At 63.3% G+C, this 22309-nt stretch carries 24 protein-coding genes; 12 read left to right on the top strand and 12 right to left on the bottom strand.

Annotation, left to right across the window (positions count from 1 at the left end; translation table 11 throughout):
• Window positions 1-5: 5 nt before the first annotated feature.
• The 3 genes from mdh to AC0L24_RS26855 form a co-directional block, all read right to left on the bottom strand.
• Window positions 6-974, bottom strand: coding sequence for a malate dehydrogenase (gene mdh, locus AC0L24_RS26865; protein WP_127397343.1), 969 nt, complete (start codon window positions 972-974; stop codon window positions 6-8).
• 373 nt (window positions 975-1347) lie between these two features.
• Entirely contained in the window at window positions 1348-2547 is a 1200-nt protein-coding gene (gene zapE, locus AC0L24_RS26860) for a cell division protein ZapE (protein ID WP_127397342.1), read from the bottom strand.
• 53 nt (window positions 2548-2600) lie between these two features.
• Window positions 2601-3140 carry a protease inhibitor Inh/omp19 family protein gene (locus tag AC0L24_RS26855; protein ID WP_473564375.1) on the bottom strand — a complete coding sequence of 180 codons (540 nt, stop codon included), beginning with the start codon at window positions 3138-3140 and terminating at the stop codon, window positions 2601-2603.
• 262 nt (window positions 3141-3402) lie between these two features.
• Here AC0L24_RS26855 and AC0L24_RS26850 point away from each other — a divergent pair, with 262 nt between their 5' ends.
• From AC0L24_RS26850 to AC0L24_RS26815, 8 genes are all read left to right on the top strand, one after another.
• Window positions 3403-4422, top strand: a complete 1020-nt coding sequence (locus AC0L24_RS26850; protein WP_127808696.1) for an MBL fold metallo-hydrolase — start codon at window positions 3403-3405, stop codon at window positions 4420-4422.
• An 82-nt stretch (window positions 4423-4504) separates the two neighbouring features.
• Window positions 4505-4666: a DUF1328 family protein gene (locus tag AC0L24_RS26845; protein WP_013528842.1), complete on the top strand. Its 162-nt coding sequence runs from the start codon at window positions 4505-4507 to the stop codon at window positions 4664-4666.
• A gap of 96 nt (window positions 4667-4762) precedes the next feature.
• Window positions 4763-5647, top strand: a complete 885-nt coding sequence (gene dapF / locus AC0L24_RS26840; RefSeq protein WP_127808695.1) for a diaminopimelate epimerase — start codon at window positions 4763-4765, stop codon at window positions 5645-5647.
• A complete protein-coding gene (mtaB, locus tag AC0L24_RS26835) occupies window positions 5647-6960 on the top strand; it encodes a tRNA (N(6)-L-threonylcarbamoyladenosine(37)-C(2))-methylthiotransferase MtaB (protein ID WP_473564374.1) in 1314 nt (437 codons plus the stop codon). Before dapF ends, mtaB begins: the two co-directional genes overlap by 1 nt.
• An 11-nt stretch (window positions 6961-6971) precedes the next feature.
• Window positions 6972-8921 (top strand): signal recognition particle-docking protein FtsY, encoded by a 1950-nt coding sequence (gene ftsY, locus AC0L24_RS26830; protein ID WP_473564373.1) that lies wholly within the window; start codon window positions 6972-6974, stop codon window positions 8919-8921.
• Window positions 8922-8982: 61 nt separating this feature from the next.
• Window positions 8983-9657, top strand: coding sequence for a septation protein A (locus tag AC0L24_RS26825; RefSeq protein ID WP_127808692.1), 675 nt, complete (start codon window positions 8983-8985; stop codon window positions 9655-9657).
• A gap of 51 nt (window positions 9658-9708) precedes the next feature.
• Window positions 9709-10329 (top strand): pyridoxamine 5'-phosphate oxidase family protein, encoded by a 621-nt coding sequence (locus AC0L24_RS26820; RefSeq protein WP_023811295.1) that lies wholly within the window; start codon window positions 9709-9711, stop codon window positions 10327-10329.
• A 40-nt stretch (window positions 10330-10369) separates the two neighbouring features.
• A complete protein-coding gene (locus tag AC0L24_RS26815; RefSeq protein WP_127808691.1) occupies window positions 10370-10900 on the top strand; it encodes an NADPH-dependent FMN reductase in 531 nt (176 codons plus the stop codon).
• A 25-nt stretch (window positions 10901-10925) separates the two neighbouring features.
• Here the strand turns inward: AC0L24_RS26815 and AC0L24_RS26810 are convergent, their stop codons facing one another.
• Together AC0L24_RS26810 and AC0L24_RS26805 are read right to left on the bottom strand one after the other, a co-directional pair.
• A complete protein-coding gene (locus AC0L24_RS26810) occupies window positions 10926-11132 on the bottom strand; it encodes a tautomerase family protein (protein WP_023811297.1) in 207 nt (68 codons plus the stop codon).
• 92 nt (window positions 11133-11224) lie between these two features.
• Window positions 11225-12145: an SMP-30/gluconolactonase/LRE family protein gene (locus AC0L24_RS26805; RefSeq protein WP_127268186.1), complete on the bottom strand. Its 921-nt coding sequence runs from the start codon at window positions 12143-12145 to the stop codon at window positions 11225-11227.
• 263 nt (window positions 12146-12408) lie between these two features.
• Between AC0L24_RS26805 and AC0L24_RS26800 the strand changes: the two genes are divergently transcribed.
• Window positions 12409-12576 carry a hypothetical protein gene (locus AC0L24_RS26800; RefSeq protein WP_013528833.1) on the top strand — a complete coding sequence of 56 codons (168 nt, stop codon included), beginning with the start codon at window positions 12409-12411 and terminating at the stop codon, window positions 12574-12576.
• A gap of 181 nt (window positions 12577-12757) precedes the next feature.
• Here the strand turns inward: AC0L24_RS26800 and AC0L24_RS26795 are convergent, their stop codons facing one another.
• The 4 genes from AC0L24_RS26795 to ccmA form a co-directional block, all read right to left on the bottom strand.
• On the bottom strand, window positions 12758-13339 hold the full coding sequence (locus AC0L24_RS26795) for a DsbE family thiol:disulfide interchange protein (protein WP_127808690.1): 582 nt from the start codon (window positions 13337-13339) through the stop codon (window positions 12758-12760).
• Entirely contained in the window at window positions 13336-13503 is a 168-nt protein-coding gene (ccmD, locus tag AC0L24_RS26790) for a heme exporter protein CcmD (RefSeq protein WP_127268184.1), read from the bottom strand. Before ccmD ends, AC0L24_RS26795 begins: the two co-directional genes overlap by 4 nt.
• 124 nt (window positions 13504-13627) lie before the next feature.
• Window positions 13628-14293, bottom strand: coding sequence for a heme exporter protein CcmB (gene ccmB / locus AC0L24_RS26785; RefSeq protein WP_128364031.1), 666 nt, complete (start codon window positions 14291-14293; stop codon window positions 13628-13630).
• Window positions 14294-14318: 25 nt separating this feature from the next.
• On the bottom strand, window positions 14319-14942 hold the full coding sequence (gene ccmA, locus AC0L24_RS26780) for a heme ABC exporter ATP-binding protein CcmA (RefSeq protein WP_127808688.1): 624 nt from the start codon (window positions 14940-14942) through the stop codon (window positions 14319-14321).
• 280 nt (window positions 14943-15222) lie between these two features.
• On the opposite strand from ccmA, the gene acnA reads away from it, so the two are divergent.
• On the top strand, window positions 15223-17913 hold the full coding sequence (gene acnA / locus AC0L24_RS26775) for an aconitate hydratase AcnA (protein ID WP_473564370.1): 2691 nt from the start codon (window positions 15223-15225) through the stop codon (window positions 17911-17913).
• A gap of 80 nt (window positions 17914-17993) precedes the next feature.
• Here acnA and AC0L24_RS26770 read toward each other — a convergent pair whose 3' ends face one another.
• The gene (locus tag AC0L24_RS26770; RefSeq protein ID WP_128289721.1) at window positions 17994-18665 is read right to left on the bottom strand and encodes a ceramidase domain-containing protein; all 672 of its coding nucleotides are present in this window, start codon (window positions 18663-18665) and stop codon (window positions 17994-17996) included.
• Between the two features lie 172 nt (window positions 18666-18837).
• Between AC0L24_RS26770 and AC0L24_RS26765 the strand changes: the two genes are divergently transcribed.
• Window positions 18838-19638, top strand: coding sequence for a DUF1223 domain-containing protein (locus tag AC0L24_RS26765; protein WP_128289722.1), 801 nt, complete (start codon window positions 18838-18840; stop codon window positions 19636-19638).
• A gap of 606 nt (window positions 19639-20244) precedes the next feature.
• The gene (locus AC0L24_RS26760; RefSeq protein ID WP_127269004.1) at window positions 20245-20631 is read left to right on the top strand and encodes a DUF2794 domain-containing protein; all 387 of its coding nucleotides are present in this window, start codon (window positions 20245-20247) and stop codon (window positions 20629-20631) included.
• A gap of 127 nt (window positions 20632-20758) precedes the next feature.
• On the opposite strand, the gene AC0L24_RS26755 is transcribed toward AC0L24_RS26760, so the two are convergent.
• Window positions 20759-21331, bottom strand: coding sequence for a GNAT family N-acetyltransferase (locus AC0L24_RS26755; protein WP_128289723.1), 573 nt, complete (start codon window positions 21329-21331; stop codon window positions 20759-20761).
• 106 nt (window positions 21332-21437) lie between these two features.
• Window positions 21438-22217, bottom strand: coding sequence for a Bax inhibitor-1/YccA family protein (locus AC0L24_RS26750; RefSeq protein ID WP_127271172.1), 780 nt, complete (start codon window positions 22215-22217; stop codon window positions 21438-21440).
• Window positions 22218-22309: the final 92 nt, after the last annotated feature.

The raw sequence follows: 22309 nt of genomic DNA, 5'->3' as shown, positions 1-22309 counted from the left end.
GAGATTCATTTGGAGGCGAGTTGCGGCGCGATCTTGACGCAGGCCTCGGTCAGGCCCTGCACCGTCGCCACAGAGGAGTCGAACATCTTCTGCTCGCTCTTGTTGAGCTCGATCTCGATAATACGCTCGACGCCGCCGGCGCCGATCACCACGGGAACGCCGACATAGGTGTTCTTGACGCCATACTGGCCGGAGAGATACGCCGCGCAGGGCAGCACGCGCTTCTTGTCCTTGAGATAGGCTTCAGCCATCGAGATCGCCGAAGCGGCCGGCGCGTAATAGGCCGAACCGGTCTTGAGCAGGCCGACGATCTCGGCGCCCCCGTCGCGGGTGCGCTGCACGATCTGGTCGAGCTTCCCCTTCGAGGTCCAGCCCATCTTGATGAGGTCGGGCAGCGGAATGCCCGATACCGTCGAATAGCGGATCATCGGCACCATGGAATCGCCGTGGCCGCCGAGCACGAAGGCGGTGACGTCCTCGACCGAGACCTTGAATTCCTCGGCCAGGAAATAGCGGAAGCGCGCGCTGTCGAGCACGCCGGCCATGCCGACGACATGGCTATTGGGCAGGCCCGAGAACTTCTGCAGCGCCCAGACCATGGCGTCGAGCGGGTTTGTGATGCAGATGACGAAGGCCTTCGGCGCATACTTCTTCAGCCCGGCGCCGACCTGTTCCATGACCTTGAGATTGATGCCCAAAAGGTCGTCGCGGCTCATGCCGGGCTTGCGCGGCACACCGGCGGTGACGATGCAGACATCGGCGCCTTCGATGCCGGCATATTCGTTGATGCCGGTGAGCCTGGAGTCGAAGCCATCGACCGGCGACGACTGCGCGATATCGAGCCCCTTGCCCTGCGGGATACCTTCGGCAATATCGAACAGCACCACGTCGCCGAGGTCCTTGAGGCCGATCATGTGAGCGAGCGTGCCGCCGATCATGCCAGAGCCGATAAGCGCTATCTTGTTGCGTGCCATGTGAGGATGTTTTCCCTTTGTCGGTGACGACGTCTCAAATCTCTGGTGACTTGATGGCGGCGTCGAAGAAGAGGCCGGAATGCTGCGGGGAACCGCGAATTTTCGCCGCACCCAATAGCCCCGGCACAGAAAAAATTCAAACGATTATTTTGGCGTCAGCATTTTCAATCGGTTAGATCATTTGGGATTTACGTAAACGTCAAAGTTTGTAAGCCGACTTGGGAAGAAGTAGCCGATGAAGATGGAGATCGTAAGGCCGGATGCGGGCGATGACGCCCTTGTGATGCGGGTAGCCGAGGTCGGCGGGACAGCGTCCCCCTCTGTCTTGCCGACGGGGGGCACGAAAGATCGCTACCAACGGATCTCTGGAAACTCAGGCCTGCGCCTGCTTTGCATCTAGCGCCGGCTTCCCTTTCTGCCGCTCCGCCCAATCCTCCAGCCAGTCGCGGCTTTGCATCTCGGTCAGCCGCGATGCGGTGCGCTCGAACTCGAAGACTTCGACGCCGCGCTTGGCTGCATAAAGCGCTTGCGGCGGCGCTTCGGCGCTCATCACCAGCCGCACATGATGGTCGTAGAGCGTGTCGATCAGAAGGATGAAGCGCTTGGCTTCGTTGCGCTTGCCTTCGCCGAGCACCGGGACGTGGTCGATGAAAATGGTTGAGAAGCGCCCGGCGATTGCCAGGAAATCGCGCGCGCCAAGCGGCTTCTCGCAGAGATCGGCGAAGGAGAACCGCGCCGCATCGCCCGCCGCACGCGGCACGATCACCTGCCGTCCTTTGAGGGCAATCGATGTCTCGGCGGTCGGCGCGCCCCGCGTCATGGCTTGCCAGGCCTCGTCGAGTAGCTGGTCCGCCGCCGCATCGGCCGGCGTGACATAGACCGGTGTCCGGGCGAGCTTTTCCAGCCGGTAGTCTTTGTCGGCATCGAGCGCCAGCACCTGTGTGTGCCGCTCCAGTATGCCGATAAAGGGCAGGAAAAGCTGGCGGTTCAGCCCGTCGCTGTAGAGGTTTTCCGGCGCCACATTCGAGGTGGCGACCAGCACCACGCCGCTGGCAAACAGCGCCGAAAACAACCTGGACAGGATCATCGCGTCGGCAATGTCGGTGACCGAGAACTCGTCGAAGCACAGCACCCAGGCTTGCTCGGCAAGGGCCTTGGCCACCGGCGGGATCGGATCGTCTTCCCTGACGTCGCCATTCTTGCGCGCCTGCCGGTGCTTCTGGATACGGTCCTGCACGTCGGCCATGAAGTCGTTGAAGTGGACGCGGCGCTTGCGCCGCACCGGCAGCAAGTCGAAGAACATGTCCATCAGCATGGTCTTGCCGCGACCGACGCCGCCATGGATGTAGAGGCCTTTGACGGCCTCATGGGTCTCGCGCTTGCGGGCGAACAGCCAGCCCAGCGCGCTCGACTTATGCGCCAGCCGCTTGGCCGAAATCTCATCGGTCAGCCGGTCAAGCGCCGCAACGATCCGTTCCTGCGCCGGATCGCGGTCGATCGTACCGGTTTCCACCAGATGGTCGTAGCGCTGCCTGACGGTCGCATGGGTCTGAAGGCCGTCACGCAGATGCATCGGTCACGTCGTTCTGGAGCAATTCCGGGAACCGGAATTGCGTAAAACAAAAACTATCTCGTAAGTGAAATCGGCTGGCCGTTGGAAGTCTGGCCGTCGAATTTCGAGCCGCCCGAGGAATAGAGCCGCGCCAGCGCACCGCCGCTCTCGTCATAGAGCGTCAGCTGTTTGCCGGCGACGTTCCACGACTTGATGCCGTCCATCGGCGCCGGGCAATGCAGCGGCCCGGCGCGGAAGCCGGCGCCGAATTTGGTCTGCGGTGTCGCCACCTTGCAGCTCTGGCCCGCAACGCTGGCGTTCCAGACACCGGCGACGCTGGCGGCGGTCACGTCGGAAGCGCCGGCCGGCGCCGAGCCGTCCGAAGGCAGCGCGGCGACCTGGGTGTTCGCCGGCGCGGTCGGGAATTGCGAAGGGTCGGTGGTGCCGGGCGATGCCGGCGGCGGCAGTTGGTTCGCCGTCACCTTGCCGGCGGGCGCGGCCTCCAGCGGTGCCGGCTGCTGGTCATCCATCGAGGAAAAACGTGAGGTCGAACAGCCACTCGCAACGAGGGCCGCCAGCGTTACGGCCACCAGACCGGTTTTCGAAAAAGTCATTCCAACCTCCGTCGGATCCGGCTGGGGGGAAGCCGTCCGCACAATCTCACCCCCACCAAGATGGAGAAGGTGGCGAAATTTCAACCCGATATGGTTAAAATACAGTTTGCAGCAAGAATTGTTGCAAATTTATCGCAATCGCCACGGCTGACCGTTTGTCGCGCGTCGCTTGGGAATTCCGGTCAACACTTCGTCGGTGGACGCTTGCGCGAACCGCCTCAGCGCCTATGTCTGGAAAACGAAACCCTGCTGGAGCCGCAAATTGGCCGCGAGAAAGACTGCCGCCAATCGCTATTACAGCGGCCCGCCCAGCGACCATTTCGACGGCGCATTGTTCTTCAATCCCGACGGCCAGCCACCCGGCCGTTTCGCCGACCTGCTGAAATGGCAGTTGAATGGCCAGCGCTCGAAATGGCCGGCGAGCGATGCAAGCCCCTTTCCGCAGGCAAAGCCGGCGACAAGGGTCGAGGGCGCCGCGCTGGAAGTGACCATGATTGGTCATTCCACCTTGCTGGTCCAGACGGCAAGTCTGAACATTCTTACCGATCCGGTTTGGTCGCTGCGCGCGTCGCCGCTTTCCTTCGCCGGACCAAAACGCATCAATGCGCCAGGCATCGCCTTTGCCGACCTGCCGCCGATCGACCTCGTGCTGGTCAGCCACAACCATTACGACCATCTCGACCTCGCCACGTTGAAGCGGCTGAAGGCCGGCCACGACCCGCTGGTGCTCACTCCGCTCGGCAACGACGCCATCATCGAAGCCGCCGTGCCCGGCATGCGACTGTCGGCGCATGACTGGGGCGACAGGGTCGAGATCGGCAATGGCGCCGCCGTCCATGTAGAGCCGGTGCATCACTGGTCGGCGCGTGGCGCCCGCGACCGGCGCATGGCGCTGTGGGCCGGCTTCGTCGTCGAAACGCCTGACAGCAAGCTCTATTTCGCCGGCGACACCGGCTTTCACAATGGCATCAACTACCGGCGGATGGCCGAGAAACATGGCGGTTTCCGCTTTGCCATCCTGCCGATCGGCGCCTATGAACCGCGCTGGTTCATGGCGCCGCAGCACCAGAACCCCTGGGAAGCGGTGCAAGGCATGACGCTGTGCAATGCCGCCCATGCCGCCGGCTGTCATTGGGGAACTTTCCAGCTCACTGACGAGCCGATCGACGAGCCGGCGCGCAAATTGACCGAGGCGCTTGACGATCAAGGCATTCCACGGCAGCGCTTTCGCGCCTTGCGGCCGGGCGAGGTATGGAATGTACCGGAGCACATAGTGCCCTGATCCGCATCGGTTTCGACGGAACCCCAGCGCGGCAACAGCGTTTTCATGCGGTTGAAAAATCTGTCGGTTGCGAGGCATCGCCATGCTCAAATGGATCATCATCCTCCTGATCGTCGCCGCGGCGGCGAGCCTGCTCGGCATGCCGGCGCTGGCAGGTGCTGCCGCCACCGGCGCGCGCATCCTTATCGGCATCGTTCTGATCATCTTCCTGCTGGTGGTGCTGGGCATTTTCGCCGTCACGTAAGTCCGGCGCTTTCGCCGTGACCAAGCGGCTGCGCACTGGTAATTCCTGCCCGTTTCCGCCATATAGCGCCAAACGGACACGGAATTTTTCGGAGCAATGGCCAGCACTGCCCCTTTCGCCAAGATGAACGGCATCGGCAACGAGATCATCGTTGCCGATATGCGCGGCCGTGCCGATCGAGTGACGGCGGCGGCGGCGATTGCGCTGAACGCCGATGCCGCGACCAGCTTCGACCAGATCATGGCGATCCACGATGCCAGGACGCCGGGCACCGCTTTTTTCATCGACATATTGAACTCCGACGGAACCGGTGCGCAGGCCTGCGGCAATGGCATGCGCTGCGTCGTCCAGGCGCTCGCCGCCGAGACCGGCCAGAAGATCTTCACCTTCGAAACCGTGGCGGGCATCCTCAATGCGCGCGAACATGCCGACGGTTCGATCTCGGTCGATATGGGCACGCCGCGCTTCGGCTGGCAGGATATCCCGCTGGCCGAGGAATTCCGCGACACCCGCATGATCGAGCTGCAGATCGGCCCGATCGACGCGCCGGTGCTGCATTCACCCTCGGTCGTCTCGATGGGCAATCCGCACGCCATCTTTTGGGTCGACAATAACGTCTGGTCCTATGAGCTCGACCGCTTCGGCCCGCTGCTCGAGAACCACCCGATGTTCCCCGAGCGCGCCAACATAACCATCGCGCAGGTCACTTCGCCCGAAACAATGGTCATCCGCACCTGGGAACGCGGCGCCGGCCTGACCAAGGCCTGCGGCTCGGCCTCCTGTGCGGCCGTGGTGGCCGCGGCCCGTACCAACCGGACCGGCCGCAGCGTCGGTCTGTTGACGCCAGGCGGCGGTACGCTGCATGTCGAATGGCGCGACGATGACCATGTGGTGCTGACCGGCGCCGCCGAATGGGAATTTTCCGGCAGCTTCGACCCGTCGAACGGGACATGGGCCCGCGACACCGAAAGCGCGGCCTGATGTCCGCTCTGCCCAAGAGCCCGATGTCCCAGGGCATCGATGTCGTCACCTTCGGCTGTCGGCTCAACACCTATGAATCGCAGGTGATGCGGCGCGAGGCTGAAAGTGCCGGTCTGGGCGCGCTGGAAGGTGGCGCCGTGATCTTCAACACCTGCGCCGTGACAGGCGAAGCAGTGCGCCAGGCCAAGCAGGCGATCCGCAAGGCCCGCCGCGATAACCCGCGGGCGCGCATCATCGTCACCGGCTGCGCCGCGCAGACCGAGCCTGAAAAATTCGCCGCCATGGACGAGGTCGATCTCGTGCTTGGCAATGAGGAGAAGCTGAAGGCGCATTCCTATCGCGCGCTGCCGGATTTCGGCGTCAACGACACCGAGAAGGCGCGCGTCAACGATATCTTTTCGGTGCGTGAGACCGCAGGCCACATGGTCGACGCCATCGAGGGCCGGGCACGCGCTTTCGTCCAGGTGCAGAACGGCTGCGACCACCGCTGCACCTTTTGCATCATTCCCTACGGCCGCGGCAATTCGCGCTCGGTGCCGATGGGCGCCGTGGTCGAGCAGGTCAAGCGGCTCGCCGGCAACGGCTATGCCGAGATCGTTCTGACCGGCGTCGACATGACCAGTTTTGGGGCCGATCTGCCGGGCGCGCCGAAGCTTGGCAGGCTGGTGAAGACCATCCTCAGGCAGGTGCCCGATGTGAAGCGCCTGCGGCTGTCCTCTATCGATTCGGTCGAAGCTGACGACGATTTGCTCGATGCCATCGCCACCGAGCCCAGGCTGATGCCGCATTTGCATCTGTCGCTGCAATCGGGCGACGACATGATCCTGAAGCGGATGAAGCGAAGGCACCTACGCGATCAGTCGATCCGCTTCTGCGAGGATGTGCGCAAGCTGCGCCCCGGTATCGTCTTTGGCGCCGACATCATCGCCGGCTTCCCGACCGAGACCGACGAAATGTTCGAGAACTCGGAAAAAATTGTCGAGGAGTGTGGCCTGACCCATCTCCACGTCTTCCCCTTCAGCCCACGCGAAGGCACGCCCGCCGCGCGCATGCCGCAGCTCCGCCGCGAGGTGGTCAAGCAGCGCGCCGCCCGGCTGCGTGCCGCCGGTGAAGCTGCCTATTTCAGGCATCTGTCGTCGCTCACCGGAACGCGCCAGTCGATCCTGATCGAGCGCGACGGCCTTGGCCGCACCGAGGGTTTTACGCTTGCCGCACTCGGCACGGGCGCACCGGGTGAGATCGTCGAGGCTGAGATATCAGGCCACGATGGTAGCAGGCTGATCGCGGCGCCCCTTGCCGCCCGCGCCGCCTGAGAACACAAAGCATGGCTGGTTTTTTCAAGAAGATATTTTCGTTCGGCAAGAAAGAGGTTGTCGAGGAGCGGATCGACGAGACCGCCCCGCTGCCGCCGATCAAATGGGAAGCACTCGATGCACTGAAGCCGGCGGCCGAACAGGTCGTTCCGGAGTTCTTGAAGCGCGACGAGTCGCGGCCCGAGGCGGAAACGACGCCCGCGCCGGTAGTCGAGCCGGAGGTAATTCCTGCGCCGGAACCGGCGCCTGTCGAGGAACCGGCGCCCGAGCCGGAGCCAACCATCCCGCCAGTACCGGAGCCGGCTGTTCCCTCAGAGCCAGAACCTCTGCCGGAGCCCGAGCCGGAAGAAGAACCGGCGCCCGAGACGCCAGCCGAGCCGCCGGCGCCCGAGGAGGTACCAACACCTCCCGCCGTTCCGGAACCTGCTCCCGAACCGCAGCCGCAAGAAGTCCCTGCTCCGGCGCCGGCCGAGCCGGAGATCGTCCCGTCGCGGCCGGAAAAGCAGCCGGAGCCGGCCCCGGTCGAAGTGCCGACGCCTGTCGAGGTTCCGGCCGAAACACCAGCCCCGATCGAGGTGCCGACACCGGCGCCGTCCCCTCTTCAGCCGTCTTCAGAGGCCGGCACAGCCCCTCATCCGCCTGCCGGCACCTTCTCCCCGTATAGAGACGGGGAGAAGGGGGCTAGCGGTGAAGCTGCGCCTCCTCTTGCAAACATCGAAGACGAAGCCTCAACGCTGACGCCCCCCTCTCTCCGTCCTTCACGGGGAGAGGGTAGGGGTGAGGGGCAGCACGAACTTGCGAAAGATTCGGCGCCACCCGTGGAAGCCATGCCGGCTGCTCTCGTGGCCGAAGCGCCCGCCGCCGAAATCGCACCTTTCATTCGCCAGCCGGCCCCGGTCGAGACGCAGCCGGTCATTGCCGAGATCGCGCCCGAACCGCAGGCCGTGCCGAAGCCGGAGCCAAAGCCCGCTCCCGGCAAGGTGACCGTCACCAAAAAAGTCGAGCAGAAGGCCGAGCCGCAGAAGGCGGCGGAGCCGGCGCCGAGGCGCTCCTGGTTCCAGCGCATGAAGGACGGGCTTGCCCGCTCCTCCAAGGAGCTAACCGGCAACATTGCCGGCGTCTTCACCAAGCGCAAGCTGGACGAAGAGACTTTGCAGGACCTTGAGGATGTGCTGATCCGTGCCGATCTCGGCATGGAGACGGCCTTGCGCGTTACCGACGCGCTGGCCGCCAGCCGCTACGGCAAGGACGTCTCCGACACCGAGGTCCGCGCCATCATGGCGGCCGAGGTGGAAAAGGTGTTGACCCACGTCGCCATGCCGCTGGAGCTCGACCTCTCCCACAAACCGCATGTCATCCTGGTGGTCGGCGTCAACGGCACCGGCAAGACCACCACGATCGGTAAGCTCGCCGCCAAGCTCACCGATGGCGGCCTGTCGGTGATGCTCGCCGCCGGCGACACCTTCCGCGCCGCCGCGATCGAGCAACTGAAGATCTGGGGCGAGCGGACGAAATCGCCTGTGATCGCCTCCAAGATCGGCGCCGATGCCGCAGGGCTCGCCTATGACGCCTTCGAGAAGGCCAGGGAGGCCGGTTCCGACGTGCTGATCATCGACACCGCCGGCCGCCTGCAGAACAAGACCGAACTGATGGCGGAGCTCGAAAAGATCGTCCGCGTGCTTGGCAAACTCGACCCGGAAGCACCGCACACCGTGCTGCAGACGGTCGACGCCACCACCGGCCAGAACGCGCTCAATCAGGTCGAGATCTTCCGCAATATCGCCGGCGTCAACGGCCTGGTGATGACCAAGCTGGACGGCACGGCACGCGGCGGTATTCTGGTGGCGATTGCGGCAAAGCACAAATTGCCGGTCTATTTCATCGGCGTCGGCGAACAGGTCGACGACCTCGAACCTTTCTCGGCAAGCGAATTCGCCAGGGCGATCGCTGGAGTAGCTTAATAAGCATGTCCCAAAAAGTCGCAGACTTATTGGATCAGATCATGCGCAAGAAAGAGATTCCATGAACCCACCCATTCTCGAACGCGATCCGTCGGACCCGCAGAAGCAGAAGAAGGAAGGCGTCAATCCGCTGCTCAAGCTGGTGCTGGAGCTTGGGCCGTTGATGGTGTTCTTCTTCGCCAATGCGCGCAGCGGATGGCTGGTGCAGAAATTCCCTGTTCTGGCCGAGTTCGGCGGGCCGATCTTCGTCGCCACCGGGCTGTTCATGGCCGCCACGGCAATCGCGCTGATTGCCTCGTGGCTGCTCACCCGCACCTTGCCGATCATGCCGATGGTGTCGGGCGTCGTCGTCTTCATCTTCGGCGCGCTGACGCTCTATCTGCAGGACGACATCTTCATCAAGATGAAGCCGACCATCGTCAACACGCTGTTCGGCGGCGTGCTGCTCGGCGGCCTCTACTTCGGCAAGTCGCTGCTTGGCTATGTCTTCGATTCAGCCTTCAGCCTCGACGCCGAAGGCTGGCGGAAACTGACCTTCCGCTGGGGCCTGTTCTTCCTGTTCCTGGCCATCGTCAATGAGGTGGTGTGGCGCAATTTTTCCACCGACGCCTGGGTTACTTTCAAGGTCTGGGGCATCATGCCGATCACGCTTCTGTTCACCTTCAGTCAGATGCCGCTGATCCTGCGGCATTCACTCGAGGACACGGCCGGCAAAGAAGAGAGAACCGGAAAGTAGAAACAGCGGTTCTGCGTTCGTGAAACAATGAAACGTTCTGGGGAGAGGGACATGGAATTCATCACCACGCGCGACCAGTTGAGGACGATCTACAAGACGCCACGGCCGACCGACGGTTCTATCCGCAAGGAGTTGAAAAAACTTGACGGCCATTGCCGCTCCTTCATCGGCAAGAGCCCGTTCGTGCTGATCGGCTCGTCCGACGGTGCCGGCAACGCCGACGTGACGCCGAAGGGCGATAAGCCGGGCTTTGCCACCGTTCTCGACGACACCACCATCGCCATTCCCGACCGGCCCGGCAACAACCGGCTCGACACGCTGGAGAACATCCTCCTCAATCCCTCGGTCGGGCTGCTCTTCCTCATTCCCGGCATGAACGAGACGCTGCGCGTCAACGGCGATGCCCGCATCACCGTCGACGCAAATTTGCGCGAACGGCTCGCAGTCGACGGCAGGGAGCCGCAAAGCGTCGTCGTGGTCAGCGTCAAGGCCGCCTACATGCACTGCGCAAAAGCCTTCATGCGCTCGGATTTGTGGAAGCCGGAAACCTGGTACGATCGCGCGACGCTGCCGACGCTCGGCCAGATCATGCGCGATCAGCTGGCGGTTGCCGATTCCGCCGAGGCGACCGATCGCTGGCTCGACGAGGAATACAAGAAGACGATGTGGTAGCTTTTCCGGACGCGATTCGCGTCTGGACCGATTCCATACCTTGCTGAACATCCTTACCATTTCCGGAAGCCTGCGCGCGGCTTCCACCAATTCGGCCCTGATCGCAGCACTGGCGCGCAACGCACCGCCCGGCTGCCGCGTCAGCGTCTATGACGGGCTTGGCTGTCTGCCGATCTTCAATCCCGACGACGAGGGCGAGCGGACGCCGCTCGAAGCCTCCAAGCTGATCGATGCCGTCAGCCGAGCCGACGGCCTGATCGTTTCCTGTCCGGAATATGCCCATGGCGTGCCGGGCGGGCTGAAGAACGCGCTCGATTGGCTGGTCTCGCGCGATGCCGCTGTCGCCAAGCCCGCCATGCTGGCACACGCCTCGCCGCGCTCGCTGTTCGCCCGCGCCGCACTGGCCGAGATCATGCGCACCATGTCGTTCGCGCTTTGTGACGATGTGCTGGAGATTGCCCTGCTCGGCAAGAAGCCGCCGGAGGTGGCGGGCATCCTGGCGGCGCCGGCGAACCGGCAGGCGATGCATGACGCGCTGAATGCCTTCGCGGAGTTTATCCGCTCGCGTTGAGCGGCGGCCACCCTACATCTTCGAGCTACCCCTTTCGCAGCGTCTCCACATCGGTCTTCCCAACGTACCAATCGCGCGCGTTGACCTCTTCAAAAACCACCCAGACATCGTCGTTGCTCAGCCCGGTGGCGTCCATGATGGCCGCCGTCACCTTTTTGGCGATGTCCGCCTTCTTGCCTGCCGGATCGGCTGATATCACTTCCTTGACGATGCGGATGTTGACGAATGGCATTTTTGTCCTCCCGGGATGTTCGTGCGCGCGACCCGCTTCGATGAAACCGTCGAACGGCCGCCAGTGCTCCAGTCTCAGCCAGTGCTCCAGTCTCAGTATGTCTTGGCGCCGTTGACCATCAGCCGCACCATGTAGAGCGACGTGGTGCCGGCGATATAGAGGCAATTCAGCTTGTTGCCGCCGAACACGCAGTTGGCGGTGACTTCCGGCACCTTGACCTTGCCGATCAGCGTGCCGTCCGGATCGTAGCAATGGATGCCGTCGGCGGCACTCGTCCAGATGCGGCCGTCCTCGTCGAGCCTGAAGCCGTCGAACAGGCCGGCCGTGCAGTCGGCGAAGATTTTCTCGCCCGAAACCTTCTTGCCGCCCTTGCCGACATTGAACACCCGCATATGTGCCGGATTCTGTGCGCCATGCGTGCGGCCGGTATCGACGACATAAAGCTTGCTCTCGTCGAGCGAGAAAGCCAGGCCGTTGGGCCGGACCATGTCGGTGATGACGGCTTCGACCTCGCCGGTGCCGGGATCGACCCGGTAGACATGGCAGGCGCCGATTTCGCTCTCGGCCCTGTCGCCCTCATAATCCGTATCGATGCCGTAGCTCGGATCGGTGAACCAGATCGAGCCGTCGGATTTCACCACCGCGTCGTTGGGCGAATTCAGCCGCTTGCCCTTCCATTTGGACGCGATCGTGGTGACCGAGCCGTCGAACTCGGTGCGGCTGACACGGCGGCCCGAATGCTCGCAGGTGATCAGCCGGCCCTGCCGGTCGACGCTGTTGCCGTTCGAATTGCCGGACGGCTGGCGGAAGACGCTGACATTGCCGTCGGTCTCGTCATAGCGCAGCATGCGGTTGTTGGGGATGTCGGACCAGACGACATAGCGGCCGGCGGCGAACCAGGCCGGCCCCTCCGCCCACTGGCATCCGGTGAACAGCTTCTCGACCTGCGCGTTGCCATTAAACAGGCGCGCGAAGCGCGGATCGAGAATTTCATAATAGTCTGCGGCCGCCATGCTTTTCCTCCCGGCATCAATGACACCCGGATCAAGCCAGCCGGAGGGACAGAAGGCAATGTGGGTACGCACAGTGTCATGCAAAAGATCGCTTGCCGGCTCTGCGCATGACGTTAGCGCCGTATTAACCGGCTATGCGTCCAGCGCAATGGTGCATTGCAACATCTTCTTTTTGCAATGCACCATTACTATGTCATGCTTCGTATCGATCAAGGGAGGAAGAAACCGCCGCCGAAACGCGGCGCCAAAAAAGGAACCTTGCTATGATCCTCGACAGTCTCATGACCCGCGCTCGCAACAGCATTGCCAAGCGCAAGCACTACAACCGCCTTGTCGCCGAAATCGACAGCTTTTCCAGCCGCGATCTGGCCGACATGCGCGCCGACCGCTCGGAAATGCTCTACCAGATCCACAAGCAGATCTACGGCTGAGTCCGGCTTGAGGGGAATCCCCCTCACCCGGATTGCCAAACCGAATTGCGAGAGCAATTCCGGGGCAATCCGACCTCTCCCCGAGAGGAGAGGAGCTACCTGGCGCCGCCGCTTCCCTCTTCTCCCCCACGGGGAGAAGGTGGCCGCATAGCGGCCGGATGAGGGGGCCTAGCGCTGCCGTCTAACCCGGAACCGCCAGCGCCTTGTCGATCTGTGGCAGCAAGAGATCCCTCGCCGTCTCGGGCGTCAGCGGGCCGACATGCTTGTAGGCGATCTTGCCGTCCTTGCCGATGACGAAGGTCTCCGGCACGCCGTAGACGCCCCAGTCGATCGCCGCGCGGCCCGCTTCGTCGACCCCTATCGCCTGGAACGGATTGCCGAGATCGCCGAGGAACCGGCGTGCATTTTCCGGCCGGTCCTTGTAGTTCAGCGCCGCCATTGTGAAACGCTTATCCTGCGACAGCGCCAGAAGCACCGGGTGCTCTTCGCGGCATGGCGCGCACCACGACGCGAAGACGTTGACCAATGTGACCTTGCCGGCGAAGGTTTTCGAATCGAGCCCCGGCAGGTTGGACCCCTCCAGCGCAGGCAGGCTGGTTTGCGGCGCAGGCAGGCCGATCAGGGCCGATGGCACTTCCGAAGCATCGCGCCCCGACAGCAGCTGCGACAGGAACAGTCCGGCCAGGCCGAGAAAGATCAGCAGCGGCAACAGCACGAACAGGCGACGAGTGCGTGGGGGCGACGTTTCCGTTTCGGTGCTCATGGCTTTGCGGCCTTGTCGGAGCGCCGCCGCACGCCGGATGCCTCCAGTTCGGCGAGTTCGCGCTTGCGCGCCCGCTGGTCGAGCAGGATCCAGCCGATCAATCCGGCCAGCACCACGGCCGTAATGCCATAGGCGGCGGTCACGTAGAGTGCATGCGCGCTCATGCGACGGGCCTCGCTGAAGTGGGGGCTTCCAAGCCGATCATGTCGCCCAGTCTAGACATGCCTTTCCCTTAGCCTCGCTCCGTCGGCTTCGCAATCGGTCGCCGCGCCGCAGTCATACGCTGCGTCAATCCGTGCCATGACGCAGCGCCAGTGCCGCCGAGACCGGACCCAGCACGCTAAGAAACAAGGTCAGCGCGGCAAGAATGAGGAAGGGCTGCAGAAACGGATCGGGATTGGCGGTCGCCCCATAGCTCGCCGAAACACCGAAGATCAGCACCGGAATGGTCAGCGGCAGCACCAGTACCGAGATCAGCAGCCCGCCACGCGGCAGCGCCACTGCCACCGCAGCACCGGCGGCGCCGATGAACGTGATTGCCGGGGTGCCGACCAGCAGCGTCAGCGCCGTGGCGCCGATGCCGAGCGGCTCCATGTTCATGAACAGCCCGAGCAGGGGCGCGGCGACCACCAGCGGCAGCACGCTGCCCGCCCAATGCGCCAGGCATTTCACCAGCACCGTCAAGGCCAGCATGTGGCGGTCGTTTCCGAGCACCAGGAGATCGAGCGAGCCATCCTCGCGATCGGCCTGGAACAACCGGTCGAGCCCGAGCAGGCAGGACAGCAGCGCGCCGATCCACAGGATGGCCGGTCCGATGCGGGCCAGCAGCTTCAGGTCTGGCCCTACTCCGAACGGGATGGTGGCGATGACGGCGAGGAAGAAGATGACCCCGGTCAGCGCCCCGCCGCCCGCACGGATGTTGAGGCGGATGTCGCGCAGGAAGAGGGCTAGCATGATTTGAGATGCTCGCGCGCCATCATCAACCAGTTCCCCCGATCCTCAACTCCGTCCCCTCGATCCCCAGCGGCAAATGCGTCGCCGCGACAATCATCCCTCCGCCTTCGCAATGCTTCGCCATCAACCCCGCGAACCGTCCCTCCGACGCCTTGTCCAGCCCCGCTGTCGGCTCATCCAGCAACCACAATGGCCGGTGGCTCACCATAAGTTTCGCGATAGCCGCGCGGCGGCGTTGCCCGGTCGACAGATAGCCGAACGGCAGGTGGCCGATGCCGCCGAGCCCGACCGTTTCCAGCGCCTCTTCGACGCCGAGCTGTCCGTCGCCGTTGAAGTCGCGCCAGAAGCGCAAATTCTCCGCCACGCTGAGCGCCGGCTTCATTGCGTTCTGGTGGCCAAGGTAGTGACAGGCCGAGGCAACAGACGGGAACGCTTCGTCCCCGTCTTCAATCTCCATGGCACCCTCGATCCTCACGCTGCCTTGCGCCGCCGGCAGCAGCCCGGCGATGACCCGCAGCAGGGTCGACTTGCCCGATCCGTTCGGCCCGGTGACGATGAGCGCCTGGCGCTCCTCCAGAACAAAGCCGATGCCGGAAAACACCGCGTCGCCGCCTCGCTCGCCGCCCAGATTTTCGGCGATCAGCCGCATTCCTCGCCTGCCCTGAAACCATGTGTCGCGGCCGCTGCCGCATCGCACAAATTTGCTTTCCAACTGTCTAGAACTATTCCAGAAAATTCTCTATATGCGGTGCATCCGTGCCAGCGGTCGGCACGGGAACAGAATTAGCGCCGAACCAGCGCACGCGCCGCCTTGAACGGCTCGGGTTGCTTGGGAACGGACAGCGGAAATGGCCGTACCCGCACCTTTGCGCGTGATTGCATGCCATCGGCGTCCGTTCCCTTTCAGGCTGAACAGACAAGGATCGCACGTGTCAAAATCCCTCGACAGTTTCAATTGCCGCCGCACGCTGACCGCAGGCGGCGCGGAGTATGCCTATTTCGACCTCATCGAGGCCGAGAAGAACGGTCTCACCGGCATCTCGCAGCTGCCCTATTCGATGAAGGTGCTGCTGGAAAACCTGCTGCGCAACGAAGACGGCCGCTCCGTCACCAAGGAATCGATCCAGGCGGTGGCCGGCTGGCTGACCGACAAGGGCACCGCCGGCGTCGAGATCGCCTATCGCCCGGCCCGCGTGCTGATGCAGGATTTCACCGGCGTTCCGGCCGTGGTCGACCTTGCCGCGATGCGCGACGCCATGGCCTCGCTCGGCGGCGATCCGCAGAAGATCAACCCGCTGGTGCCAGTCGACCTCGTCATCGACCATTCCGTCATCGTCGACGAATTCGGCAGCCCGATGGCCTTCGCCCGCAATGTCGAGCTGGAATATGAGCGCAACGAGGAGCGCTACAAATTCCTGAAATGGGGCCAGCAGGCGTTCCGCAACTTCCGCGTCGTGCCGCCGGGCACCGGCATCTGCCATCAGGTCAACCTCGAATATCTCGGCCAGGTGGTGTGGACCAACACCGAGGACGGCGAAACGACGGCCTATCCCGACACCTGCGTCGGCACCGATTCGCACACCACCATGATCAACGGCCTTGGCGTGCTCGGCTGGGGCGTCGGCGGCATCGAGGCCGAGGCGGCCATGCTCGGCCAGCCTGTCTCCATGCTTCTGCCTGAGGTGATCGGCTTCCGCCTCACCGGCAAGCTCAAAGAAGGCGTCACCGCCACCGACCTCGTGCTCACCGTCACCCAGATGCTGCGCAAGAAGGGCGTCGTCGGCAAGTTCGTCGAGTTCTTCGGCCCCGGCCTCTCCAACATGACGCTGGCCGACCGCGCCACCATCGGCAACATGGCGCCCGAATATGGCGCCACCTGCGGCTTCTTCCCGGTCGACTCGGAAACCATCCGCTACCTCACAATGTCCGGCCGCAGCGAGGACCGCATCGCGCTGGTCGAGGCCTATGCCAAGGCTCAAGGAATGTGGCGCGAGACCGGCTCGACCGATCCTGTGTTCACCGATCTGCTCGAGCTGGAACTTGGCTCCGTCGTGCCGTCGATGGCCGGACCCAAGCGGCCCGAAGGCCGCGTCGCCCTGGAAGGCATTCCGGAAGGTTTCGCCAAGGCGATGGAGACCGAATACAAGAAGGCCGCCGAGATCTCCAAGCGCTACGCAGTCGAAGGCACCGACCATGATCTCGGCCATGGCGATGTCGTCATTGCCGCCATCACTTCGTGCACCAACACCTCGAACCCGAGCGTGCTGATCGGCGCCGGCCTCCTGGCCCGCAACGCCAACCGCCTCGGTTTGAAGCAGAAGCCGTGGGTGAAGACCTCGCTGGCGCCGGGCAGCCAGGTGGTGGCCGAGTATCTGGAGAAATCCGGCCTGCAGAAGGAACTCGATCAGATCGGCTTCAACCTGGTCGGCTTCGGCTGCACCACCTGCATCGGCAATTCCGGCCCGCTGCCGGCGCCGATCTCGAAGACCATCAACGACAAGGGCCTGATCGCTGCCGCGGTCTTGTCCGGCAACCGCAACTTCGAAGGCCGCGTCTCGCCCGACGTGCAGGCCAACTATCTGGCGTCGCCGCCGCTGGTCGTGGCACACGCGCTGGCCGGCACCGTCACAAAGGACCTGACCACCGAGCCGCTTGGCGAGGACAAGAACGGCGAGCCGGTCTACCTCAAGGATATCTGGCCGAGCTCGGCCGAGATCCAGGAGTTCATCGAGAAGAACGTCACCCGCGAGCTGTTCGCCCGCAAATATGCCGACGTCTTCAAGGGCGACGAGTACTGGCAGAACGTCAAGGCGCCGGAAGGCCAGACCTATGCGTGGGACGACAACTCGACCTATGTGCAGAACCCGCCCTATTTCGCCGGCATGACGGCAGGTTTCGGCAAGATCGGCGACATCAAGGGCGCCCGCGTGCTCGGCCTGTTCGGCGACAAGATAACCACCGACCACATTTCGCCGGCCGGATCGATCAAGGCGGCCTCGCCGGCCGGCAAATACCTCACCGACCACGGCGTCGGCGTCGCCGACTTCAACCAGTACGGCACGCGGCGCGGCAACCACGAGGTGATGATGCGCGGCACCTTCGCCAACATCCGTATCCGCAACCACATGCTGGGCGAGAATGGCCGCGAGGGCGGCTACACCATCCACTACCCGTCCAAGGAAGAGGAATCGATCTACGACGCGGCGATGGAATACAAAAGGGAAGGCGTGCCGCTGGTTGTCTTCGCCGGCGTCGAATACGGCAACGGCTCGTCGCGCGACTGGGCAGCCAAGGGAACCAATCTCCTTGGTGTCCGCGCGGTCATCGCCCAGTCATTCGAGCGCATCCATCGCTCGAACCTGGTCGGCATGGGCGTCATTCCCTTCGTCTTCGAGGAAGGCACCTCATGGGCATCGCTCAACCTCAAGGGAGACGAGCTGGTCGAGATCGACGGCTTGAGCACCATCAAACCGCGCCAGACGATGATCGCCAAGGTCACCTATGGCGACGGCACGGTGAAAAATGTGCCGATCATCTGCCGCATCGATACGCTGGATGAGCTCGATTACTTCAAGAACGGCGGCATCCTGCAATACGTGCTGCGCGATCTGGCGGCTTAGTAAGGGAATAGGGCAGTAGGGCAGTAAGGGAGTAGGGAATAGAGCACCCTACTGCCCTACTGCCCTACTGCCCTACTGCCCTACTGCCCTACCCGTGGCTTCCCAAACCGCGCCGCTGCCGCCAAAAGCACGCCGAGCATCACGCCGTTGAGGATGTGCCAGAGGAAGTGCGTTCCGAGCGGAAAGCTGCCGCAGATCACCGGGTCGATCATCCGGCAGATGACGGACACGACGAAGATCGCCGATCCCGCCAGATTATACCAGCCGGCGCGATTGCCGCTCACCGTCACCCAGACACCGAAGAAGGCGAGCGCCAGGAACGGCGGCAGATAGCCCGTCGTGCCGTTCGACGCCTGGCGCAGCCAGTCCGGCACGGCCAGGGTTATCGCCCCGGCAATCACATAGAAGGCGATGAAGATGGCGATGGCTTTGCCCCATCGCATGCCGAGGAAGCGACGCAGATTGAACAGCGTGTAGGCCAGCGTGAAGCCGGCGATCGGCAGCACGTCGGCCCAGACCGTGCCCTTGGTGGCAAAGGTGTGGAAGATCGTCGAGCCGATGCCGATCGCCACCACCCACCAGGCCAGCACCTCGGCGAAGGCGCCGGTGCCCAGCCTTCGCACCTCGCGCACGCCCCACAGGCCGGCGGCGATGAAGGCGAGGTTGGTCAGGGCGTTGACTGGCTCGGACCAGAATTCCGGGCCGGTCCGCTCGCAATAGAGGTCGACCGGCGCCAAAAACGTTTGCCACATCGTGATTGTCGCCCGAATCGGTTTCTATCCTGAAGCGCAGATCCTTCCTATTGCGGGGTTGCGGTCGGCTGCAATGGCAAAATTTCACCGCAACGTGACTTCCCGTTGACTTCCGCTTCTGCCACATATTTTAGCAATCAAGATAAAGCCGGCACCACCGGCGGGAATCGGAATGGCCATGGCCTCGCGAAAATCATTGTGGCTGGCAGCTCTTGCGCTGGCCTTCTCGGCGTCTGCCGGCGCCGGGCATGCCGGCGAATCTGATCGCGCCCATGCCGACCGGGTCCAGATCGACAGGCCCCAGATCGACAGGCCATTGGGCGTGGTCGAACTGTTCACCAGCCAAGGCTGCAGTTCCTGCCCGCCGGCCGATACGCTGTTCTCCGAACTTGCCGCCAAGGAAGATATCGTCGCGCTCGCCTATCACGTCGACTATTGGGACTATCTCGGCTGGCAGGATACGATGGGCCGCAAGGAGAACACCGAGCGGCAATACGACTACATGCGCGCCTTCGGCAGCCGCTCCGTCTATACGCCGCAGGCCGTTATCAATGGCCGTGTCCACGTCAACGGTGCCAGCCGCGGCGAGGTCGATGGCGCGCTCGCCCGCATGGCCAAGAGCGGCGAAGGCATGCGCGTCGCCGTCAAGGTCAGCCGCACCAGCGACCGTGTGACGATCGACGCTGGCGATGCCGGCAACGGCCCCAGCGACGCCCATGTCGTCATCGTCTATTTCGACCCGCCGCAGACGGTCAAGGTCGGCGAGGGCGAGAACACCGGCCGCAAGATGACCTACTGGAACGCCGTCACCGGGATACAGACCGCCGGCATGTGGCATGGCAAGGCACAACGCTACGAACTGCCGATGAGCGAGATTGCCAAAAAGGGCGGCTGCGCCGTGCTGCTGCAGTCGGTCGGCAAGGACGGCATGCCCGGTCCCATTCTCGGCGCCGCGTTCATCCACAAGCCTTAAGGCCTTCTTTCCTTCTCCCCTTGTGGGGCGAGCAGCCGGTTCGTCGAAGGCGAATTCATCGTGCCGGTGGCACGATGAAGGCCGGCGAACGCCGGGACGCTGCGAAGCAGCGCGGACCCGGCAGGGTGGATCGACTAACCACGCCCGGCCCTTCGCAGGCTCAGGGCGTTCGAAGCTCGAAAAGCCAAGCAATTGGCTTTTCGTTCGCTGCGCGAACCGCTTCTCACCCAATAAAAAACCGACGTCAGCTTGCTTCTGACGTCGGTCATTTAGGTTTTGGGATCGTCGCACCCGGTTCTACCGAAGAAGAACCGAGGTTGGTTCGATCCGACGCAGACCCGTGGGCGGGGGGCTTGGGGTTTACGAGCCGGTGCCGGACCGAACCGTCTCAGGCAACACCGGTAAATTCGTCGGACATTGGGGCATGAGCGCGGATAAAAAAAGGCAGAAATGTGGCGGAACATCACCAATTCCAACACGGCGTTTCATAAAAGTGACTGGACGTAACGGAAACAGCGCGGCGCGGGGCTCGGTTCGCTGGGCTTGCAATTCAGTCGCGAACACGCCAACTTTGGTTGGCAAAGATTCATTTTGAAGGATCGAGGCATGACCGATGACAGCGGCGGGACGGGGGATGGGGATGCATCCGCGATATTGATCCCGCTGCACGAGGCGCGACGCGAACGTCTCGATCAGCCGGTGCGGTTCGACCGCCGCGAGCTGGACCAGATCCTCAGGCTCTACGGACGCATGGTCGCCGCCAATGAATGGCGCGACTACGCCATCGATCATCTTGCCGATCGCGCTGTGTTTTCCGTATTCCGCCGCACCAGCGAAGTGCCGCTGTTCCAGATCGTCAAGGATCCGAAACTGGCCCGCAAGCAGGGCGCTTTTGCCGTTATCGCCGCCGGCGGCCGCATCCTGAAGCGCGGCCAGGAACTCGGCCGCGTGCTTGGTGTGTTCGACAGCAAGCTGAAGCTGGTCGAAGCCTGAGCTGGGGAATTAGAGCAGGGGAATTGAAGAACTGGAGAATTGATGAAAAGGGCACTCGACGCCTGATGTAATCGCCTTCCTCTTCAGTTCTTCAGTTCTTCAATTCCCCAATTCTTCAGTTCCTTCTTCAATCCCCTCCAAGGCGAAACTTCCGCTCCGGCAGCGATTCGGGATCGGGCGGCAGCGTCGCACCGCCATTCAGCGACAGCTGCATGAACACCGTGTCCAGCCAGCGCCCATGCTTGTAGCCGGAACCATCAAGGCGCCCTGAATGGCGAAAGCCGAGCTTTTCGTGCAACCGCACCGAGGCGCTGTCGGGACGGCCATCGCCGATCACCGCGATGATCTGGCGAAAGCCCGCCGTCGTCACTGCCTCGATCAGGCTTTGCATCAGCTTGAGCCCGACGCCCTGGCCCTTGGCCTCGGGCGCGACATAGACCGAATCCTCGACGATGAAGCGATAGGCCGGGCGTGGCCGGAAGGCGCCGGCATAGGCGTAGCCGAGAACGGCGCCGTCCTTCTCCGCCACCAGGTAAGGAAAGCCGCCGGCCGTCAGGCTGTCGAATCGAACACCCATCTCCGCACGGCTCGGCGGCTCCAGCTCATAGCTCGCCGTGCCTTGGGTCACCGCATCGGCATAGATGTCCGTGACGCTGTCGAGGTCGGCCACCGTGGCAGGCCGGATCGCAATATTGCTCATTGTTTATGCATGCCGTTTCTCTGCTCGCAATAACAGCAAAGGCCAAGACAAAAGAAAAGGGCGGCCGTTGGGCCGCCCTTCCGGAAGTTGATGGTCCAATGCCGCTTTAGCGGCGGTCGCCCATGAACTGCAGCAGGAACATGAACAGGTTGATGAAGTCGAGATAGAGCGTCAGAGCGCCCATGATCGCCTTGCGGCCGGCGACGTCGGAAGTGTCGCCCTCGAAATACATCTCCTTGATCTTCTGCGTGTCATAGGCGGTCAGGCCCGCGAAGACCAGCACGCCGATCGCCGACACAGCAAAGGACAGCGCCGACGACTGCAGGAAGATATTGATCACCGACGCGATGATGATGCCGAACACGCCCATGATCAGGAACGAGCCCATCGCCGTCAGGTCGCGCTTGGTGGTGTAGCCGAACAGCGACAGCGCACCGAAGGCGGCGGCCGTGGCGAAGAAGGTCTGTGAGATGCTGGCCGTGGTGTAGACCAGGAAGATCGAAGACAGCGACAGGCCGACGAGACCAGCATAGACCCAGAACGTCGTCTGCGCCGCCGAAACGCTCATCGACTGAACGCGGAACGACAGGAACAGCACGGCAGCCAGCGGCGCCAGCATCACCACCCAGCGCAGCGGCGAGCCGAAGATCGCGTAGCCGAAGGAGGTCAGCATCTCGCCGCTTGGCAGCGTCGCGACAGCCGAAGCCGGATCGGTGGTGGTGGCCAGCATGATCGTGCCGATCGCGGCAAGACCAGTGATGAGGAGGCCAAGCCCCATCAGATTGTAGACCCTGATCATATAGGCGCGCAGGCCCTGATCGATGTCGGCACCGACGCTGACGCCGGGCACGGCGCGCGTCTGGTAGTTGCGAATGGGATCAGCCATTGTAGTCCTCTATTGCTTCTGCCCCGTCGGGTGTCAGGTCCTTCCGGACCCAGGCGCCGCTGGCAGGGCTCCAGCATGCCTGTGGCGAAATA

The sequence above is a fragment of the Mesorhizobium sp. WSM4809 genome, assembly GCF_055811655.1.
The sequence above is the reverse complement of the archived record's forward strand: the minus strand, read 5'-3'. Positions and strand labels throughout refer to the sequence as shown.

Excerpts from the sequence above, each read along its gene's own strand:
- dapF (WP_127808695.1), top strand. The coding sequence starts at position 4,763 with ATGGCCAGCACTGCCCCTTTCGCCAAGATGAACGGCATCGGCAACGAG.
- zapE (WP_127397342.1), bottom strand. The coding sequence starts at position 2,547 with ATGCATCTGCGTGACGGCCTTCAGACCCATGCGACCGTCAGGCAGCGC.
- ccmB (WP_128364031.1), bottom strand. The coding sequence starts at position 14,293 with ATGCTAGCCCTCTTCCTGCGCGACATCCGCCTCAACATCCGTGCGGGC.
- AC0L24_RS26765 (WP_128289722.1), top strand. The coding sequence starts at position 18,838 with ATGGCCATGGCCTCGCGAAAATCATTGTGGCTGGCAGCTCTTGCGCTG.
- ccmA (WP_127808688.1), bottom strand. The coding sequence starts at position 14,942 with ATGCGGCTGATCGCCGAAAATCTGGGCGGCGAGCGAGGCGGCGACGCG.
- AC0L24_RS26800 (WP_013528833.1), top strand. The coding sequence starts at position 12,409 with ATGATCCTCGACAGTCTCATGACCCGCGCTCGCAACAGCATTGCCAAG.
- AC0L24_RS26855 (WP_473564375.1), bottom strand. The coding sequence starts at position 3,140 with ATGACTTTTTCGAAAACCGGTCTGGTGGCCGTAACGCTGGCGGCCCTC.
- AC0L24_RS26825 (WP_127808692.1), top strand. The coding sequence starts at position 8,983 with ATGAACCCACCCATTCTCGAACGCGATCCGTCGGACCCGCAGAAGCAG.
- AC0L24_RS26820 (WP_023811295.1), top strand. The coding sequence starts at position 9,709 with ATGGAATTCATCACCACGCGCGACCAGTTGAGGACGATCTACAAGACG.
- AC0L24_RS26810 (WP_023811297.1), bottom strand. The coding sequence starts at position 11,132 with ATGCCATTCGTCAACATCCGCATCGTCAAGGAAGTGATATCAGCCGAT.
- ftsY (WP_473564373.1), top strand. The coding sequence starts at position 6,972 with ATGGCTGGTTTTTTCAAGAAGATATTTTCGTTCGGCAAGAAAGAGGTT.
- AC0L24_RS26795 (WP_127808690.1), bottom strand. The coding sequence starts at position 13,339 with ATGAGCACCGAAACGGAAACGTCGCCCCCACGCACTCGTCGCCTGTTC.
- AC0L24_RS26845 (WP_013528842.1), top strand. The coding sequence starts at position 4,505 with ATGCTCAAATGGATCATCATCCTCCTGATCGTCGCCGCGGCGGCGAGC.
- mdh (WP_127397343.1), bottom strand. The coding sequence starts at position 974 with ATGGCACGCAACAAGATAGCGCTTATCGGCTCTGGCATGATCGGCGGC.
- AC0L24_RS26755 (WP_128289723.1), bottom strand. The coding sequence starts at position 21,331 with ATGAGCAATATTGCGATCCGGCCTGCCACGGTGGCCGACCTCGACAGC.
- ccmD (WP_127268184.1), bottom strand. The coding sequence starts at position 13,503 with ATGAGCGCGCATGCACTCTACGTGACCGCCGCCTATGGCATTACGGCC.
- AC0L24_RS26770 (WP_128289721.1), bottom strand. The coding sequence starts at position 18,665 with ATGTGGCAAACGTTTTTGGCGCCGGTCGACCTCTATTGCGAGCGGACC.
- mtaB (WP_473564374.1), top strand. The coding sequence starts at position 5,647 with ATGTCCGCTCTGCCCAAGAGCCCGATGTCCCAGGGCATCGATGTCGTC.
- AC0L24_RS26805 (WP_127268186.1), bottom strand. The coding sequence starts at position 12,145 with ATGGCGGCCGCAGACTATTATGAAATTCTCGATCCGCGCTTCGCGCGC.
- AC0L24_RS26750 (WP_127271172.1), bottom strand. The coding sequence starts at position 22,217 with ATGGCTGATCCCATTCGCAACTACCAGACGCGCGCCGTGCCCGGCGTC.
- AC0L24_RS26760 (WP_127269004.1), top strand. The coding sequence starts at position 20,245 with ATGACCGATGACAGCGGCGGGACGGGGGATGGGGATGCATCCGCGATA.